The sequence below is a fragment of the Metapseudomonas otitidis genome (genome assembly GCF_011397855.1).
In the GTDB taxonomy this organism is placed as follows: Bacteria; Pseudomonadota; Gammaproteobacteria; order Pseudomonadales; family Pseudomonadaceae; genus Metapseudomonas; species Metapseudomonas otitidis.
Genome location: NZ_AP022642.1, coordinates 4,928,385 through 4,945,846, shown reverse-complemented (window position 1 = coordinate 4,945,846; position 17,462 = coordinate 4,928,385). Strand labels below are relative to the sequence as shown.

Annotated in this window: 21 protein-coding genes and 1 tRNA gene; 18 read left to right on the top strand and 4 right to left on the bottom strand. The window is 64.1% G+C overall.

The window, feature by feature from the left end:
* Positions 1-47: 47 nt before the first annotated feature.
* From PotMrB4_RS22895 to PotMrB4_RS22885, 3 genes are all read right to left on the bottom strand, one after another.
* Positions 48-545 carry an RDD family protein gene (locus PotMrB4_RS22895; protein WP_172434559.1) on the bottom strand — a complete coding sequence of 166 codons (498 nt, stop codon included), beginning with the start codon at positions 543-545 and terminating at the stop codon, positions 48-50.
* Positions 546-650: 105 nt separating this feature from the next.
* Positions 651-863: a cold-shock protein gene (locus PotMrB4_RS22890; RefSeq protein ID WP_044406025.1), complete on the bottom strand. Its 213-nt coding sequence runs from the start codon at positions 861-863 to the stop codon at positions 651-653.
* A gap of 327 nt (positions 864-1,190) precedes the next feature.
* A tRNA-Leu gene (locus PotMrB4_RS22885) sits at positions 1,191-1,276 on the bottom strand.
* A gap of 106 nt (positions 1,277-1,382) precedes the next feature.
* On the opposite strand from PotMrB4_RS22885, the gene queA reads away from it, so the two are divergent.
* From queA to PotMrB4_RS22855, 6 genes are all read left to right on the top strand, one after another.
* Positions 1,383-2,432 (top strand): tRNA preQ1(34) S-adenosylmethionine ribosyltransferase-isomerase QueA, encoded by a 1,050-nt coding sequence (queA, locus tag PotMrB4_RS22880; RefSeq protein WP_172434558.1) that lies wholly within the window; start codon positions 1,383-1,385, stop codon positions 2,430-2,432.
* A 14-nt stretch (positions 2,433-2,446) separates the two neighbouring features.
* Positions 2,447-3,562, top strand: coding sequence for a tRNA guanosine(34) transglycosylase Tgt (tgt, locus tag PotMrB4_RS22875; protein ID WP_172435141.1), 1,116 nt, complete (start codon positions 2,447-2,449; stop codon positions 3,560-3,562).
* Between the two features lie 57 nt (positions 3,563-3,619).
* The gene (gene yajC, locus PotMrB4_RS22870; RefSeq protein WP_044406020.1) at positions 3,620-3,961 is read left to right on the top strand and encodes a preprotein translocase subunit YajC; all 342 of its coding nucleotides are present in this window, start codon (positions 3,620-3,622) and stop codon (positions 3,959-3,961) included.
* Positions 3,962-4,021: 60 nt separating this feature from the next.
* On the top strand, positions 4,022-5,884 hold the full coding sequence (gene secD / locus PotMrB4_RS22865) for a protein translocase subunit SecD (RefSeq protein WP_172434557.1): 1,863 nt from the start codon (positions 4,022-4,024) through the stop codon (positions 5,882-5,884).
* 7 nt (positions 5,885-5,891) lie between these two features.
* Entirely contained in the window at positions 5,892-6,806 is a 915-nt protein-coding gene (secF, locus tag PotMrB4_RS22860) for a protein translocase subunit SecF (protein WP_074970857.1), read from the top strand.
* A gap of 173 nt (positions 6,807-6,979) precedes the next feature.
* Complete coding sequence (locus PotMrB4_RS22855; protein ID WP_044406016.1) at positions 6,980-7,546, top strand: glycine zipper 2TM domain-containing protein; 567 nt, start codon at positions 6,980-6,982, stop codon at positions 7,544-7,546.
* 60 nt (positions 7,547-7,606) lie between these two features.
* Here the strand turns inward: PotMrB4_RS22855 and suhB are convergent, their stop codons facing one another.
* Complete coding sequence (gene suhB, locus PotMrB4_RS22850) at positions 7,607-8,422, bottom strand: type III secretion system regulator SuhB (RefSeq protein ID WP_044406015.1); 816 nt, start codon at positions 8,420-8,422, stop codon at positions 7,607-7,609.
* Between the two features lie 151 nt (positions 8,423-8,573).
* On the opposite strand from suhB, the gene trmJ reads away from it, so the two are divergent.
* The 12 genes from trmJ (at position 8,574) to rlmN (ending at position 17,462) form a co-directional block, all read left to right on the top strand.
* Positions 8,574-9,347, top strand: a complete 774-nt coding sequence (gene trmJ, locus PotMrB4_RS22845; RefSeq protein ID WP_172434556.1) for a tRNA (cytosine(32)/uridine(32)-2'-O)-methyltransferase TrmJ — start codon at positions 8,574-8,576, stop codon at positions 9,345-9,347.
* Complete coding sequence (gene cysE / locus PotMrB4_RS22840) at positions 9,347-10,123, top strand: serine O-acetyltransferase (protein WP_142014920.1); 777 nt, start codon at positions 9,347-9,349, stop codon at positions 10,121-10,123. Before trmJ ends, cysE begins: the two co-directional genes overlap by 1 nt.
* 138 nt (positions 10,124-10,261) lie before the next feature.
* Positions 10,262-10,768 (top strand): Fe-S cluster assembly transcriptional regulator IscR, encoded by a 507-nt coding sequence (iscR, locus tag PotMrB4_RS22835; RefSeq protein ID WP_044406009.1) that lies wholly within the window; start codon positions 10,262-10,264, stop codon positions 10,766-10,768.
* A 30-nt stretch (positions 10,769-10,798) separates the two neighbouring features.
* The gene (locus PotMrB4_RS22830) at positions 10,799-12,013 is read left to right on the top strand and encodes an IscS subfamily cysteine desulfurase (RefSeq protein WP_172434555.1); all 1,215 of its coding nucleotides are present in this window, start codon (positions 10,799-10,801) and stop codon (positions 12,011-12,013) included.
* Between the two features lie 30 nt (positions 12,014-12,043).
* Positions 12,044-12,430, top strand: a complete 387-nt coding sequence (iscU, locus tag PotMrB4_RS22825; RefSeq protein ID WP_044406005.1) for a Fe-S cluster assembly scaffold IscU — start codon at positions 12,044-12,046, stop codon at positions 12,428-12,430.
* Between the two features lie 16 nt (positions 12,431-12,446).
* Positions 12,447-12,770 carry an iron-sulfur cluster assembly protein IscA gene (gene iscA / locus PotMrB4_RS22820; RefSeq protein ID WP_044406003.1) on the top strand — a complete coding sequence of 108 codons (324 nt, stop codon included), beginning with the start codon at positions 12,447-12,449 and terminating at the stop codon, positions 12,768-12,770.
* 8 nt (positions 12,771-12,778) lie between these two features.
* Positions 12,779-13,300 (top strand): co-chaperone HscB, encoded by a 522-nt coding sequence (hscB, locus tag PotMrB4_RS22815; RefSeq protein ID WP_172434554.1) that lies wholly within the window; start codon positions 12,779-12,781, stop codon positions 13,298-13,300.
* 49 nt (positions 13,301-13,349) lie between these two features.
* A complete protein-coding gene (hscA, locus tag PotMrB4_RS22810; protein ID WP_044405999.1) occupies positions 13,350-15,209 on the top strand; it encodes a Fe-S protein assembly chaperone HscA in 1,860 nt (619 codons plus the stop codon).
* A gap of 4 nt (positions 15,210-15,213) precedes the next feature.
* Positions 15,214-15,552 (top strand): ISC system 2Fe-2S type ferredoxin, encoded by a 339-nt coding sequence (gene fdx, locus PotMrB4_RS22805; protein WP_044405997.1) that lies wholly within the window; start codon positions 15,214-15,216, stop codon positions 15,550-15,552.
* Between the two features lie 10 nt (positions 15,553-15,562).
* Positions 15,563-15,763, top strand: a complete 201-nt coding sequence (gene iscX, locus PotMrB4_RS22800; RefSeq protein WP_044405996.1) for a Fe-S cluster assembly protein IscX — start codon at positions 15,563-15,565, stop codon at positions 15,761-15,763.
* A 94-nt stretch (positions 15,764-15,857) separates the two neighbouring features.
* Positions 15,858-16,289 (top strand): nucleoside-diphosphate kinase, encoded by a 432-nt coding sequence (ndk, locus tag PotMrB4_RS22795; protein WP_172434553.1) that lies wholly within the window; start codon positions 15,858-15,860, stop codon positions 16,287-16,289.
* A gap of 24 nt (positions 16,290-16,313) precedes the next feature.
* Entirely contained in the window at positions 16,314-17,462 is a 1,149-nt protein-coding gene (rlmN, locus tag PotMrB4_RS22790) for a 23S rRNA (adenine(2503)-C(2))-methyltransferase RlmN (protein WP_044405992.1), read from the top strand.

The following is a 17,462-nucleotide window of genomic DNA, read 5'->3' as shown; positions in this document are numbered from 1 at the left end:
AGATCGCTCATGAAAAAGCCGGCTTCGAGCCGGCTTTTTCGTGTTCGCTATTTCTTGTGAGCGCTCTTGGGAAGTTGCACCACGATGCTCTCCGAGTAGCGGTCGTGCCAGGTGCGTTTGTCCTTGTCCCAGAGCATCCACAGGAAGCCGAGGCCGAAGCAGAGCCAGGAACCCATGGCGACCACGAAGCGCAGCAGGGCCTGCCACAGGCTGACCGCCGAGCCGTCGCGATTCTGGATGCGCACACCCCACACCTGCATGCCGAGGGTCTGGCCGTTGTGGGTCCAGAACTTGGCGAAGAAGGCGAACAGGCTGAAGAGCAGCAAGGTGGACAGGACCGGGTCGTGGGCCAGCAGGCCCTGCTCGGCCATTTCCCGCAGGCGCTCGCCGCCGTAGATCGAGCGCAGGATGACCTGCTGGTAGAAGAGGGTGACCACCATCAGCAGGGCGACGCTGAGGAGGAAGTCATAGAAGATGGCGGCGAAGCGGCGAACGGCCCCGGCTGTGGGGAACTCGCCTTCCGGGCGCAGGATGTGTTTCGGCATGGAGGGCCCTTGTGACGTGTGAAGACGCCGCATTCTAAGGGCAGGCACTGAAACGCGGGCATAAAAAAACCCCTGATGAAACATCAGGGGTTCTCTTGCAGCGACTTAGGCCAGGACTTGGACTTTGTCAGCTTGCATGCCTTTCTGGCCTTGGACGGCTTCGAAGGTAACCTTCTGGCCTTCCTTCAGGCTGCGGAAGCCGCTGCCTTCGATGGCGCGGAAGTGTACGAACAGATCCGGACCGCTCTCGGGGGTGATGAAGCCAAAGCCCTTCTCGTCGTTGAACCACTTAACGGTGCCGGTTTGACGATTCGACATGTCTCAATTTCCTTGGAACTGGAGTTGATTTTCAGCCTCTGCCCGACATTGGGCCGAGGGCTAGGAACTGGTTGCAAAGAGTAAGAGAAGTCGAGCGGGATGTAGCGGATCTGTCGGATCTACTGCATCAGGTCACGATTCAACAGCGACCCATGCAAACACAGTGCGTGACACTCTACGCTAACTGTCCGGGGCTGCCAATCCCCCGTGCGGGCGAGTTTCGACGCGGCATGTGCGCAAGCGACGACATGTCGTTCTGGGAACGCTGAACAGCGCAGACAAGGACGAATTGATACGAGGGGAGGTGGTCTTGCGACCTAAGGATCGTGGTGCCCCGGGAGAGACTCGAACTCTCACTCTGTCGCCAGAAACGGATTTTGAATCCGCCGCGTCTACCATTCCGCCACCGAGGCACGATGGCGGCGCAGTATAGGGAGGGCGCCTGGGGCGGTCAATCCGCCTGCGTGGTCAGATTTGCGTAATTCCGCTACTATTCGCGCCCCTGTGAGACGACCCACCATGCGCGTTGCCGATTTCCATTTCGACCTTCCCGAACACCTGATCGCCCGCCACCCGCTGAGCGAGCGACGTGCCAGTCGCCTGCTCGTGCTCGATGGCGCCAGCGGCGAAATGGCCCACCGTGGCTTTGCCGATCTGCTCGACTACCTGCGCCCTGGCGACCTGATGGTGTTCAACAACACCCGGGTGATCCCGGCGCGCCTGTTCGGGCAGAAGGCTTCGGGCGGCAAGCTGGAAATCCTGGTGGAGCGTGTGCTGGACAGCCATCGCGTGCTGGCTCACGTCCGTTCGAGCAAGTCGCCCAAGCCGGGCTCGACGATTCTCATCGACGGCGGCGCCGAGGCCACCATGCTGGCTCGCCATGACGCGCTGTTCGAGCTGGGCTTCGCCGAAGAGGTGCTGCCGCTGCTTGAGCGGGTCGGGCACATGCCATTGCCTCCTTATATAGATCGCCCTGACGAGGACGCCGACCGCGAGCGCTACCAGACGGTGTACGCGCAGCACGCCGGTGCCGTCGCGGCGCCCACTGCGGGCCTGCATTTCGACCAGGCCTTGCTGGACGCCATCGCCGCCAAGGGAGTCGAACGCGCCTTCGTCACCCTGCACGTGGGGGCCGGTACCTTCCAGCCGGTACGGGTGGAGCGTATCGAGGACCACCACATGCACAGCGAGTGGCTCGAGGTGAAGCAGGATGTGGTGGATGCCGTCGCCGACTGCCGGGCGCGCGGCGGGCGCGTGATCGCCGTCGGCACCACCAGCGTGCGTTCGCTGGAAAGCGCCGCGCGGGATGGTCAGCTCAAGCCCTTCAGTGGCGACACCGACATTTTCCTGTACCCCGGGCGGCCCTTCCATGTGGTGGATGCCCTGGTCACCAATTTCCACCTGCCCGAATCCACCCTGCTGATGCTGGTCTCGGCCTTCGCCGGCTACCCGGAGACCATGGCCGCCTACGGGGCGGCGGTGGAGCAGGGCTATCGCTTCTTCAGTTACGGTGATGCCATGTTCATCACCCGCAACCCCGCTCCGCGCGGACCCGAGGACCTCGCATGACGCGCACCTGCCGCATGAGCTTCGAACTGCTCGCCACCGAGGGCAAGGCCCGTCGCGGGCGCCTGACTTTCCCCCGTGGCGTGGTCGAGACGCCCGCCTTCATGCCCGTAGGCACCTACGGCACGGTGAAGGGGATGCTGCCGCGTGATATCGAAGGCATCGGTGCGCAGATCATCCTCGGCAACACCTTCCACCTCTGGCTGCGCCCGGGTACCGAGGTGATCAAGCGCCATGGCGACCTGCACGACTTCATGCAGTGGCAGGGCCCGATCCTCACCGACTCCGGCGGCTTCCAGGTGTTCAGCCTGGGGGCGATGCGCAAGATCAAGGAAGAGGGCGTGACCTTCGCCTCGCCGGTGGATGGCGCCAAGGTGTTCATGGGGCCCGAGGAGTCCATGCAGGTCCAGCGTGACCTGGGCTCCGACATCGTGATGATCTTCGACGAATGCACCCCGTACCCGGCGGACTTCGACACCGCGAAGCGCTCCATGGAGCTGTCGCTGCGCTGGGCTAGGCGTTCCAAGGCTGCCCATGGCGAGAACACCGCCGCGCTGTTCGGCATCGTCCAGGGTGGCATGCACGAGGAGCTTCGTCTGCGCTCCCTCGAAGGCCTGCTGGAAATCGGCTTCGACGGGTTGGCCATCGGCGGGTTGTCGGTGGGCGAGCCCAAGGAAGAGATGATCCGCGTGCTCGACTTCCTCCCGCCGCACCTGCCGGCGGACAAGCCGCGCTACCTGATGGGTGTCGGCAAACCGGAGGACCTGGTGGAAGGCGTGCGCCGTGGCGTCGACATGTTCGACTGCGTGATGCCCACCCGCAACGCGCGCAACGGCCACCTGTTCATCGACACCGGCGTGCTGAGAATCCGCAACGCCGTGCATCGTCACGATGATTCGCCGTTGGAACCTGGCTGCGACTGTTACACCTGCAAACACTTCTCACGGGCTTATCTCCACCATCTGGATAAATGCGGCGAAATGCTCGGCAGCATGTTGAATACAATCCACAACTTGCGGCATTACCAGCGCCTGATGGCTGGTTTGCGCGAGGCTATTCAACAGGGTAAATTGGCCGACTTCGTCGATGCCTTCTACGCCCGGCGCGGACTACCGACACCGCCCCTGGACTGATAACGCCGCATTTTTCCAAGCCGAACACTTTTCAAATTTCCGCAACAGGAGTGCTACATGAGCTTTCTGATCCCCGCCGCCTACGCCGACGCAGCCGCTCCGGCCGCCGCCGCAGGTCCTGCCGGCACCGGCTTCGAGTGGGTTTTCCTGATCGGTTTCCTGGTCATCTTCTACCTGATGATCTGGCGTCCCCAGTCCAAGCGCGCCAAGGAGCACAAGAACCTGCTCTCCGGCCTGCAGAAAGGTGACGAAGTGGTCACCTCCGGCGGCATCGCCGGCAAGGTGGTCAAGGTGTCCGATGACTTCGTGGTCATCGAGGTGTCCGACACCGTCGAGCTGAAGATCCAGAAGGTCGCTATCGCCGCGACTCTGCCGAAAGGCACGCTGAAAGCCATCTAACGAATCATCTTCACCATTCACGGGGCGCCTTGGGCGCCCCGCGTCATAACGGGCGGTGTCATGCTCAACAAATATCCCCTGTGGAAGTACCTGCTGATCCTGGCGGTCCTCACCGTCGGCCTCATCTATTCCGCACCCAACCTCTACCCCGATGATCCGGCGATCCAGATTTCCGGCACCAGCACCGCGCTGAAGATCCAGCAGCCCGATGTGGACCGCGCGCTGGCGGCGCTGAAGGAAGCCGGCATCGAGGTCAAGAGCTCCAGTATCAGTGAGCGTGGTGGCCTGTTCCGCCTGACCAAGCTGGGCGACCAGCTGCCGGCCAAGGACGCCATCCGCCGTGCACTGGGTGACGACTACGTGGTTGCCCTCAACCTGGCCCCCACCACGCCCCAGTGGCTGCGTAGCCTGGGGGCCTCGCCGATGAAGCTGGGCCTCGACCTCTCCGGTGGTGTTCACTTCCTGCTGGAAGTGGACATGGAGAAGGCCCTGACCTCGCGCCTGAAAATCTACGAAGGCGAAGTCCGCACCCTGCTGCGCAAGGAGCGCGTGCGCTACCGCAGCCTGCCGGGCGTCGACAACGGCTTCCAGCTGGGCTTCAGCGACCAGGAGAGCCTGGACAAGGCCCAGTCCCTGATCCGCAAGACCTTCAATGACTTCGACCTGAAGACCGGCGAGCGCGGCGACCAGCAGGTCCTGACCCTCACCCTGACCCAGGCCAAGGTCACCGAGATCCGCGAATACTCCATCAAGCAGAACCTCACCACCGTCCGCAACCGCGTGAACGAGCTGGGTGTCGCCGAGCCGCTGGTCCAGCGCCAGGGCGCGAACCGTATCGTGGTGGAGCTGCCCGGCGTGCAGGACACTGCCGAAGCCAAGCGTATCCTCGGCAAGACCGCCAACCTCGAATTCCGCCTGGCGGCTGCGGCCGATGCCAGCAAGGCCAGCACCGAATCCTTCGAATTCCGCGAGCCGGGTCGTCCGCCGGTGCCGCTGGAGCGCAGCCTGATCATCACCGGTGACCAGGTCACCGATGCCCAGGCGAGCTACGACGAGAATGGCCGCCCGCAGGTGAACATCCGCCTCGATGGCCACGGTGGCGAGCTGATGAACCGTGCCACCCGCAACAACGTGGGCCGCAGCATGGCGGTGATCTTCATCGAGCAACGTCCGCAGAGCCGCTACGTGAAGCAGGTGGTGGATGGCGTCGAGAAGGAAGTCGAGGTCCAGAGCTTCAAGGAAGAGAAGAAGATCATCAGCCTGGCGACCATCCAGTCGCCGCTGGGCAGCCAGTTCCGTATCACCGGCCTGAACGGCCAGGGTGAATCCTCCGAGCTGGCCCTGCTGCTGCGTGCCGGTGGCCTGGCTGCGCCGATGTACTTCGCCGAAGAGCGCACCATCGGCCCGAGCCTGGGTGCCGAGAACATCGTCAAGGGCATCGAGTCCACCGAGTGGGCGATGGTCTTCGTGTCGCTGTTCATCATCGCGATCTACCGCTTCTTCGGTGTGCTGGCCACCGTGGCCCTGGCATTCAACCTGGTGCTGCTGGTCGGCCTGATGTCGGTGATCGGTGCCACCCTGACCCTGCCGGGTATCGCCGGTATCGTCCTTACCCTGGGCATGGCGGTGGACGCCAACGTGCTGATCTACTCGCGGATACGCGAGGAGCTGGCCAACGGGATGGGGGTCCAGCGTGCGATCCACGAGGGCTTCGACCGTGCCTACACCGCGATCGTCGACTCGAACCTGACCACCCTGCTGGTGGGCGGCATCCTCTTCGCCCTGGGTACTGGGCCGATCAAGGGCTTCGCCGTCACCATGTCGCTGGGTATCGTCACCTCGATGTTCACCGCGATCATGTTCACCCGAGGCCAGGTCAACCTGATCTTCGGTGGCCGCAACTTCAAGAAACTGTGGATCTGAGGCAGCCATGATCAAGTCAACCATTCGCTTCATGGCGATCCGCAACCTCGCGTTCGCCATCACCGTCGTCATCAGCCTGATCGGCATCGGTGCCCTGTTCATGAAGGGCCTGAACTTCGGCCTGGACTTCACCGGCGGCACCCTGATCGAGCTGTCCTACGAGAAGCCGGCCAACCTGGAGCGCATCAAGGAAGAGCTGGGGCAGGCCGGTTACCGCGATGCGGTGGTGCAGAGCTTCGGCGCCACCACCGACGTGCTGGTCCGCCTGGCTGGCGAAGACCCGCAGCTGGGTAACCAGGTCGCGGCTTCGCTGCGCAAGATCGACGCCGACACCCAGTTCACCGTGAAGCGCGTCGAGTTCGTCGGCCCGCAAGTGGGTGAGGAGCTGCGCGACCAGGGCGGCCTGGCGATGCTCCTGGCGCTGGGCGGCATCCTGCTGTACCTCGGCTTCCGCTTCCAGTGGAAGTTCGGCGTTGGTGCGGTGGCATCGCTGATCCACGACGTGATCGTCACCCTGGGCATCCTGGCGTTCTTCCAGGTGCCGTTCGACCTGACGGTGCTGGCGGCGGTGCTGGCGATGATCGGTTACTCGCTCAACGACACCATCATCATCTTCGACCGGATCCGCGAGAACTTCCGCGTCCTGCGCAAGGCAGACCTGATCGAGAACATCGACGTGTCCTGCACCCAGACGCTGCTGCGTACCATCGCCACTTCCACCTCCACGGCATTGGCCCTGCTGGCGCTGCTGCTGTTCGGTGGCGACAGCCTGCACGGCTTTGCCCTGTCGCTGATGGTGGGTGTCGTGGTGGGGACCTACTCCTCGATCTACATCAGTGCGCCGGTGCTCATCTGGCTGAAACTGACCTCCGAGGACCTCATCCCGCCGGCCGCGACTGCCGAAGTGGACGAGCGCCCCTGACAGCAGGTGTGCTTCATCGGAAAGGCCCGCGAAAGCGGGCCTTTCTCGTTTCTGGCTTTGTGAAAGACATCCCATTGGCTGTGTTGCTGGTCGGTCTGTAGGAACTTGGGTGAATGCGTGTAATCCAAGGCAAGGCATAGGGCGAAAGCCCGGAGTGAAACCAGGAGGTTCAAGTGAACAAGTCGATGCTCGTCGGCGCGGTGCTGGGTGCGGTCGGTGTAACCGCCGGTGGCGCCGTCGCAACCTACAGCCTTGTGGGCAATAGCCCGGAATACGCCGAGGTGCTCGCGGTACAGCCCGTCAAGGAGACCATCAAGACCCCGCGCGAGGTCTGCAAGGATGTCGCCGTGACCCGTCAACGGCCGGTCCAGGACCAGCACCAGATCGCCGGTACCGTGCTCGGCGCGGTGGCGGGAGGCCTGCTGGGCAACCAGGTCGGCGGCGGCAACGGCAAGAAGATCGCGACCGTGGCTGGCGCCGTGGGCGGCGGTTATGCGGGTAACAAGGTGCAGGAGCACATGCAGAACAGCGACACCTACACCACCACCGAAACCCGTTGCAACACCGTGCACGAGACCAGCGAGAAGGTGGTCGGCTATGACGTGCAGTACCAGCTGGACGGTCGTGTGAACCAGGTGCGCATGGATCACGATCCGGGTGCTCAGATCCCGGTGGGCAAGGACGGTCGCCTGATCCTGTCGCAGCGCCAGCCGTTGCAGCAGGCCGGCGTCAACCAGTAACCGCTGGTTCTCGCCCATGAAAAAGGCGCCGTAAGGCGCCTTTTTCGTTGCAGTCGCGGTTCAGCGCTTCAGCGAAGGCGGCAGGTGCGGCTGGATGGCAGTCAGCACGGCCTTGAAGCACTTGGTGTTGCCGGCCACGACGTGGCCCTTTTCCAGGAAGTCGTGACCGCCGGTGAAGTCGCTCACCAGGCCGCCGGCTTCCTGTACCAGCAGGGCGCCTGCTGCCATGTCCCACTCGGACAGGCCGAACTCCCAGAACGCATCGAAGCGGCCGGCGGCGACATAGGCCAGGTCCAGGCTCGCGGAGCCGGCGCGGCGCAGGCCTGCGGTCTGGCCGACCAGGCTGCGGAACATGTTCAGGTAGTTGTCCAGGTGGTCGAGCTGGCTGTCGCGGAAGGGGAAGCCGGTGCCGAGCAGGGCGCCTTCCAGGCTCTTGCGGTTGCTGACGCGCAGGCGGCGGCCATTCAGGGCGGCGCCACGGCCACGGCTGGCGGTGAACTCTTCCTGGCGGACCGGATCGAGGACCACGGCGTGTTCCAGGCGGCCCTTGTATTTGCAGGCGATGCTGACGGCGAAGTGCGGGACGCCGCGGATGAAGTTGGTGGTGCCGTCCAGCGGGTCGATGATCCACTGGTAGTCGGCGCCCTCGCCGGTGCCGGCGATGGAGGTGCCTTCCTCGCCCAGGATGCCGTGGGTCGGATACGCCTTGCGCAGGGCCTGGATGATGGTTTCCTCGGCAGCGCGGTCGACTTCGGTGACGTAGTCCTTGGCGTCTTTCTCGTTGATGGCGATCACGTCCAGGCGCTCGATCGAACGGAAGATCAATTCGCCGGCGCTGCGAGCGGCGCGCAGGGCGATGTTCAGCATGGGCTGCATGGGGCGTATACCTGGGGTCGTTAAAGAAAGCCGCGAATTCTAGCAGAAAAGGCCGGGCCATGTAGATGCGCCCATCGGCCTTCGTGGTGTTTACCCGACTGTTTCTGTAAGATTTCCCACCCTTTTGTAGTCCAGGTGGGAGCAGGCGGGCGTGCTGCAGAACATTCGTGTGGTGCTGGTCGGCACCAGTCATCCCGGCAACATCGGTGGTGCCGCGCGGGCGATGAAGAACATGGGCCTGTCGAAGCTCGTGCTGGTCCAGCCGGAGCAGTTCCCCGATCGCGAGGCCTATGCCCGCGCCTCGGGTGCCGACGATATCCTCGAATCCGCCCTGGTGGTGGACACTCTGGAGCAGGCGTTGGTGGGCTGCAGCCTGGTCTATGGCACCAGCGCGCGGGATCGCCATATCCCCTGGCCGCTGCTGGACCCTCGCGAGTGCGCGGCCAGTTGTGTCGAGCAGATCAGCGACGGGGCCGAAGTCGCCCTGGTGTTCGGGCGCGAATACGCCGGCCTGACCAACGACGAGCTGCAGCGTTGCCAGTTCCATGTGCATATCCCGTCCGACCCGACCTTTGGCTCCCTGAACCTGGCGTCCGCCGTGCAGGTGTTGACCTACGAGGCACGCATGGCCTGGCTGCAGGTCCAGGGCCAGCCGACCAAGATGGAGAAGGTGGAGCTCACGGCCGAGGAGAACGTGCAGCCGGTGACGGTCGACGAGCTCGAGCGCTTCTTCGGTCACCTGGAGCAGACCCTGGTGGACATCGCCTTCCTCGACCCTGAGCGTCCCCGCCACCTGATGACCCGCCTGCGCCGCCTCTACGGGCGCGCCTCCATCAGCAAGCTCGAGATGAACATCCTGCGCGGCATCCTCACCGAGACGCAGAAGGCGGCGCACGGCGAGATCCAGAAGCGGAGGGAGAAGTGATGCTGGCTCGCATGCGGGAAGACATCCGGGGTGTATTTCACCGTGACCCGGCAGCGCGCACGGCCTTCGAGGTGCTCACCTGCTACCCGGGGCTGCACGCCATCTGGCTGCATCGCGTCGCGCACGCGCTGTGGGTTGCCGGGTGGAAGTGGGCGGCGCGGCTGGTGTCGAACTTCGGTCGCTGGCTGACCGGTATCGAGATCCACCCTGGTGCGCGGATCGGTCGGCGCTTCTTCATCGACCACGGCATGGGCATCGTCATTGGCGAGACGGCCGAGATCGGTGACGACGTCACCCTCTACCAGGGCGTGACTCTCGGTGGCACCAGCTGGAACAAGGGCAAGCGCCACCCGACTCTTGAAGATGGTGTGGTGGTGGGAGCAGGGGCCAAGGTGCTTGGCCCGTTCACGGTCGGGGCGGGCGCCAAGATCGGCTCCAATGCGGTGGTGACCAAGGCCGTCCCGGCTGGCGCAACGGCGGTCGGCATTCCTGCGCGGATCATCATCAAGGAGGATTCCGAGCAGGCTGCGCGGCGCCAGGCCCTCGCCGAACGCTTCGGCTTCGATGCCTATGGCGTCGGGCAGGACATGCCGGATCCGGTGGCGCGCGCCATCGGTCAACTGCTCGATCACGTCCAGGCGGTGGATCAGCGCCTCGATGGCATGTGCAAGGCGCTGACCGAGCTGGGTAGCGATTACCGCGCGGCAGCCTTGCCCGAGTTGCGTTGCGAGGCCTTCGAGGATGAAAAGGGCGCTACGGAGCGTCCGGCGGTCTGATAGGCGAGGGGGTGAAATTCTGATATCATTCGCGCCCCTGTCTAGCGCAATACCCGACTTATTTAATCAGGCTTATAGTTGACTTAAATAGTCGGGAATGGCATACTCGCTCGCACTTCAGCGAACCGTGGACTTCCCATGCGACTGACCACCAAAGGCCGCTACGCCGTCACAGCCATGCTCGACCTGGCTTTGCACTCGCAGCAAGGTCCGGTTTCTCTGGCAGATATTTCCGAGCGTCAGGGCATCTCCCTCTCTTATCTCGAGCAGCTGTTCGCCAAGTTGCGCCGTGGCAACCTGGTCAGCAGCGTTCGCGGCCCGGGCGGCGGCTATCAGCTGTCCCGCGACGTTTCCAGCATCTACGTGGCGCAGGTCATCGATGCGGTCAACGAGTCCGTCGACGTCACGCGCTGCCAGGGCCAGGGCAACTGCGACTCCTCCGGCGGTGCCTGCCTGACCCACCACCTGTGGGATGACCTCAGCCTCCAGATCCACGACTTCCTCAGCAGCATCAGCCTGAGCGACATCGTCAGTCGCAACGAGGTCCAGGAAGTCGCCCAGCGTCAGAACGAGCGCCATGGCCAGCGTCGTCCCAGTGGACGGAATTCGAGCCCCGAAAAGATTGAAGTGTCCGCCATCGAATGAGCAGGGCACCCGCCTGATAGGAGACAACCGATGAGATTGCCGATTTACCTGGATTACTCCGCAACCACTCCGGTCGACCCCCGCGTTGCTCAGAAGATGAGCGATTGCCTGCTGGCCGACGGCAACTTCGGTAACCCCGCTTCCCGCTCCCACGTGTTCGGCTGGAAAGCCGAGGAGGCGGTGGAGAACGCCCGTCGCCAGGTGGCCGAACTGGTCAATGCCGACCCCCGCGAAATCGTCTGGACCTCCGGTGCGACCGAGTCCGACAACCTCGCCATCAAGGGTGTCGCGCACTTCTACCAGGGCAAGGGCAAGCACCTGATCACCTCCAAGATCGAGCACAAGGCGGTCCTGGACACCACTCGCCAGCTGGAGCGCGAAGGCTTCGAGGTCACCTACCTGGAACCCGGTGAAGACGGTCTGATCACCCCGGCGATGGTCGAGGCGGCCCTGCGCGACGACACCATCCTCGTCTCCGTCATGCACGTGAACAACGAGATCGGCACCGTCAACGACATCGCCGCCATCGGCGAGCTGACCCGCGCCCGCGGCATCCTGTTCCACGTGGATGCGGCCCAGTCCACCGGCAAGGTGGAAATCGACCTGGAGAAGCTCAAGGTCGACCTGATGTCCTTCTCCGCCCACAAGACCTACGGCCCGAAAGGCATCGGCGCTCTCTACGTACGCCGCAAGCCGCGGGTGCGTCTGGAAGCGATGATGCACGGCGGCGGTCACGAGCGCGGCATGCGCTCCGGCACCCTGGCCACCCATCAGATCGTCGGCATGGGCGAAGCCTTCCAGATCGCCAAGCAGGAAATGGCCTCCGAGAACGAGCGCATCCGTGGTCTCAGCCAGCGCTTCTGGGCTGCCCTGGAAGGTATGGAAGAGCTGTACCTGAACGGCAGCGCCACCGCCCGCGTTCCGCACAACCTGAACCTCAGCTTCAACTACGTCGAAGGTGAGTCGCTGATCATGGCGCTCAAGGACCTGGCCGTGTCTTCGGGTTCGGCCTGCACCTCCGCCTCCCTCGAGCCGTCCTATGTGCTGCGTGCCCTGGGCCGTAACGACGAGTTGGCGCACAGCTCCATCCGCTTCACCTTCGGCCGCTTCACCACCGAGGAAGAGGTCGACTACGCGGCCGCCAAGGTGCGCGAGGCCGTGGACAAACTCCGTGAGTTGTCCCCCCTGTGGGACATGTACAAAGAGGGCGTCGACCTCTCCAAGGTCGAATGGCAGGCGCACTGACGCCACCCCTGATGAGCGAGGAATAAGCACATGGCATACAGCGAAAAGGTCATCGACCACTACGAGAACCCCCGGAACGTCGGCAAGCTCGACGCCGAGGACCCGAACGTCGGCACCGGCATGGTCGGCGCCCCGGCATGCGGCGACGTGATGCGCCTGCAGATCAAGGTCAACGAGCAGGGCGTGATCGAAGACGCCAAGTTCAAGACCTACGGCTGCGGTTCCGCCATCGCCTCCAGCTCCCTCGCCACCGAGTGGATGAAGGGCAAGACCCTGGACGAGGCCGCTGCCATCAAGAACACCACCATTGCCGAAGAGCTGGCCCTGCCGCCGGTGAAGATCCACTGCTCGGTCCTGGCCGAGGACGCCATCAAGGCGGCCGTCCAGGACTACAAGCAGAAGAAGGGTCTGATCTGATCATCGAGGAGTCGTTATGGCCATCAGCATGACCGAAGCCGCCGCCAGCCATGTCCGTCGCTCTCTCGAAGGGCGCGGCAAGGGCGAGGGCATCCGACTCGGCGTCCGCACCACCGGCTGCTCCGGCCTGGCCTACGTGCTGGAGTTCGTCGACGAGGTGGCGTCCGAGGATCTCGTCTACGAGAGCCACGGGGTCAAGGTGATCATCGATCCCAAGAGCCTGGCCTACCTCGACGGCACCGAACTGGACTTCGTCCGTGAAGGCCTCAACGAGGGCTTCAAGTTCAATAACCCGAATGTTCGCGGCGAGTGCGGTTGCGGCGAAAGCTTCAACGTCTGAGGTTCGGTGTGGGTAGTCCCTGTCACTTCGCGTTGTTCGATCTCAAGCCCGGCTTCGAGATCGATCCGGAGCGCCTGGCGGTTCGCTATCGCGAGCTGGCCCGTACCGTCCACCCCGACCGCTTCGTCGATGCGCCCGAGCGCGAGCAGCGTCTGGCTCTTGAGCATGCCGCCCAGCTCAACGAGGCCTACCAGGTCCTGCGCAGTGCCCCGCGGCGCGCGCTCTACCTGCTGGCGCTGAAGGGGCGCGAGCTGCCGCTTGAAGCGACCGTCCAGGATCCCGGCTTCCTGCTGCAGCAGATGCAGTGGCGCGAAGAGCTGGAAGACCTTCAGGACTCCGCCGATCTCGATGGTGTGGCCTCGTTCAAGCACCGCCTGCGTTCGGCCCAGGCCGAGCTCGAGTCGGCGTTTGGCACCTGCTGGGATGACGAAGCCCGCCGCGATGAAGCCGAGCGCCTCGTGCGCCGCATGCAGTTCCTCGACAAGCTCGCCCAGGAAGTGCGCCAACTCGAAGAGCGCCTCGACGACTAACCCTGTCGCCCTCGCCATGGCGGGGGCGCCGCCTGACTAGCAGACCAGCATGGCCCTACTGCAGATCGCCGAACCCGGACTGAGCCCCAAGCCGCACCAGCGTCGCCTGGCCGTGGGGATCGACCTCGGCACCACCAATTCCCTTGTCGCCGCCGTCAGAAGCGGTGTCGCCGAGCCCCTGCCCGATGCCCAGGGCGACGTGATCGTCCCTTCGGCCGTTCGCTACCATGCCGACCGGGTCGAGGTCGGGCGTACCGCCCGTGACACCGCCCTTGAAGATCCGCTGAACACCATCCTCTCCGTCAAGCGCCTGATGGGGCGTGGCCTGGAGGATGTGAAGCACCTCGGCGAGCACCTGCCCTACCGCTTCGTCGCGGGCGAATCCCACATGCCGTTCATCGAGACCGTGCAGGGCGTCCGCAGTCCGGTCGAGGTGTCCGCCGAAATCCTTCGCGCATTGCGTCAGCGTGCCGAGTCGAGCCTGGGGGGCGAACTGGTGGGTGCGGTCATTACCGTGCCGGCCTATTTCGATGACGCCCAGCGGCAGGCCACCAAGGACGCCGCGCGCCTGGCTGGCCTGAATGTGCTGCGCCTGCTCAATGAGCCGACGGCGGCAGCGGTCGCCTATGGTCTGGACAAGCAGGCCCAGGGTGTTGTCGCCATCTATGACCTGGGCGGCGGCACCTTCGACGTTTCCATCCTTCGCCTGACCCGTGGCGTCTTCGAGGTCCTGGCCACCGGCGGTGACAGCGCCCTCGGCGGTGATGACTTCGACCATGCCATCGCCGGCTGGATCGTCGAGCAGGCTGGTCTTTCCGCTGACCTGGATGCCGGTGCCCAGCGCAACCTGCTGCAGGTGGCCTGCGCTGCCAAGGAAGCGCTTACCACGGCCGACCAGGTAGATGTTGCCTACCGTGGCTGGACCTCCAGCCTGACCCGTGCCCACTTCGAGTCGCTGATCGAGCCCATGGTGGCGCGCAGCCTCAAGGCCTGTCGGCGTGCTGTGCGGGACGCCGGCATTGAAGTCGAGGATGTGGAGGCGGTGGTGATGGTCGGCGGCTCGACCCGCGTGCCCCGCGTTCGCGAGGCGGTGGGCGGCCTGTTCGGGCGTGAGCCGCTCACCGACATCGATCCGGACCAGGTGGTGGCCATCGGCGCCGCCATCCAGGCTGACATCCTGGCGGGCAACAAGCGCGGCGAAGAGCTGCTGTTGCTCGACGTGATCCCGCTGTCCCTTGGTCTCGAGACCATGGGCGGATTGATGGAGAAGGTCATCCCGCGCAACACCACCATCCCGGTGGCGCGTGCGCAGGACTTCACCACCTACCGCGACGGCCAGACCGCCATGATGATCCACGTGCTCCAGGGCGAGCGCGAGCTGGTCAAGGATTGCCGCTCCCTGGCCCGCTTCGAGCTACGCGGCATCCCGCCGATGGTGGCGGGTGCGGCCAAGATCCGCGTCACCTTCCAGGTGGATGCCGACGGCCTGCTGGGCGTGACCGCGCGCGAGCTGGGCTCGGGTGTCGAGGCGAGCATCCAGGTCAAGCCGTCCTACGGCCTGACCGATGGCGAGATCGCCCGCATGCTGCAGGACTCCTTCCAGTACGCCAATGACGACAAGCAGGCCCGGGTGCTGCGTGAGCACCAGGTTGAGGCCCGTCGCCTGATCGAGGCGGTCGAGGCGGCTGTCCAGGCGGACGGCGACACCCTGCTGGACGCCGACGAACGTGCCGCTATCGCCTACCAGCTGGATCAACTGCGCGAGCTGCTCGAAGGCAGTGACGGCGTGGCGATCGAGCAGCAGACCAAACGACTGGTCCAGGTGACCGACGCCTTCGCGGCGCGGCGCATGGATGCCAGTGTCAAGGCAGCCCTCGCCGGGCGCCGACTGAATGAAATCGAGGAATGACCCCATGCCGCAGATCGTATTCCTGCCCCACGCCGAGCACTGCCCCGAAGGGCTGGTGGTAGAGGCCCAGCCGGGCGAGACCATCATCGCGGCGGCGCTGCGCAACGGCCTGGAGATCGAGCACGCCTGCGAGATGTCCTGCGCCTGCACCACCTGCCACGTGGTCGTGCGTGAAGGCTTCGCCTCCATGGAGCCCTCCGACGAGCTGGAGGACGACATGCTGGACAAGGCCTGGGGGCTTGAGGCCGAGTCGCGCCTGTCTTGCCAGGCCGTCGTAGGCGAAGAGGACCTGGTGGTGGAGATTCCGAAGTACACCATCAACCAGGTTTCGGAAAAGCACTGAGGGCCGCGCCATGAGTCTGAAATGGGTCGATGTGCTGGAAATCGCCATCCAGCTCGCCGAAAGCAAGCCTGACGTGGACCCGCGCTACGTCAATTTCGTCGATCTCCACAACTGGGTGACCAGCCTGCCCGAGTTCGACGATGACACCCAGCGAGGCGGGGAGAAGGTCCTGGAGGCGATCCAGGCGGCCTGGATCGAAGAGGCCGACTGAGGCCTGCTCAGCCACCCTACGCATTTAACAGGAACCCGCGTATAATTCGCGGGTTTAATTTTTCGCTTTAATCCATAGTTTCCGGAGTAATTCCATGGCTGTTGAACGTACCCTCTCCATCATCAAGCCGGACGCCGTTTCCAAGAACGTCATCGGCGAGATCGTCACCCGCTTCGAAAAGGCCGGCCTGTGCGTCGTTGCCGCCAAGATGGTCCAGCTGTCCGAGCGTGAAGCCGGTGGTTTCTACGCCGAGCACAAAGAGCGCCCCTTCTTCAAGGACCTGGTGTCCTTCATGACTTCCGGTCCGGTCGTTGTCCAGGTCCTGGAAGGCGAAGGCGCCATTGCCAAGAACCGTGAACTGATGGGCGCTACCGATCCGAAGAAAGCCGACGCCGGCACCATCCGCGCTGATTTCGCCGTTTCCATCGACGAGAACGCCGTACACGGTTCCGACTCCGAGGCCTCCGCTGCTCGCGAGATCGCCTACTTCTTCGCCGCCACCGAGGTGTGCGCTCGCATCCGCTGATCGCGGCTGGGAGAGGGTGAAGCCATGACTGCATCGACCGGTAAAGTGAACCTGCTGGGTCTGACCCAGCCGCAACTGGAAAGCTTCTTCGAAACCATCGGGGAGAAACGCTTCCGCGCCGGTCAGGTGATGAAGTGGATTCACCACTTCGGCGTCGAGGACTTCGACGCCATGAGCAATATCGGCAAGGCCTTGCGCGAAAAGCTCAAGGCCTCTGCCGAGATCCGTGGCCCGGAAGTGGTCAGCCAGGACATTTCCAGCGATGGCACCCGCAAGTGGGTGGTCCGGGTGGCATCGGGCAGCTGCGTCGAGACCGTCTACATCCCCCAGGGAGGGCGCGGCACGCTGTGCGTCTCGTCCCAGGCTGGTTGCGCGCTGGACTGCAGCTTCTGCTCCACGGGCAAGCAAGGCTTCAACAGCGACCTCACCGCCGCCGAGATCATCGGCCAGGTCTGGATCGCCAACAAATCCTTCGGCACCGTGCCGGCCAAGATCGACCGCGCCATCACCAACGTGGTGATGATGGGCATGGGCGAGCCGCTGCTGAACTTCGACAACGTCGTCGCCGCCATGACCATCATGATGGACGACCTCGGCTACGGCATTTCCAAGCGCAAGGTGACCCTGTCCACCTCAGGCGTGGCGCCGATGATCGACAAGCTCGCTGAGGTCACCGACGTGTCCCTGGCGCTGTCCCTGCACGCGCCCAATGACGAACTGCGTAACGAGCTGGTACCGATCAACAAGAAGTACCCCCTCGCGGTGGTGCTGGATGCCTGCAATCGCTACATCTCCCGCCTTGGAGAGAAGCGCTTCCTGACCATCGAGTACACACTGCTCAAGGATGTGAACGATCAGCCTGTCCATGCTGAGCAGATGATCGCACTCCTCAAGGATTTTCCTTGCAAGATCAACCTCATTCCGTTTAATCCCTTCCCCTTCTCCGGGTACGAGCGGCCGAGCAACAACGCCATTCGCCGTTTCCAGGACCTGTTGCACAAGGCCGGCCACAACGTCACCGTTCGCACCACCCGTGGCGACGACATCGACGCCGCGTGTGGGCAACTGGTCGGGCAGGTCATGGACCGTACCCGCCGCAGTGAGCGTTACATCGCCCTGCGTCAGCTCGATACCGATGCGGACGCCGGCCTGAACGCAGCCAATCGAAACTGA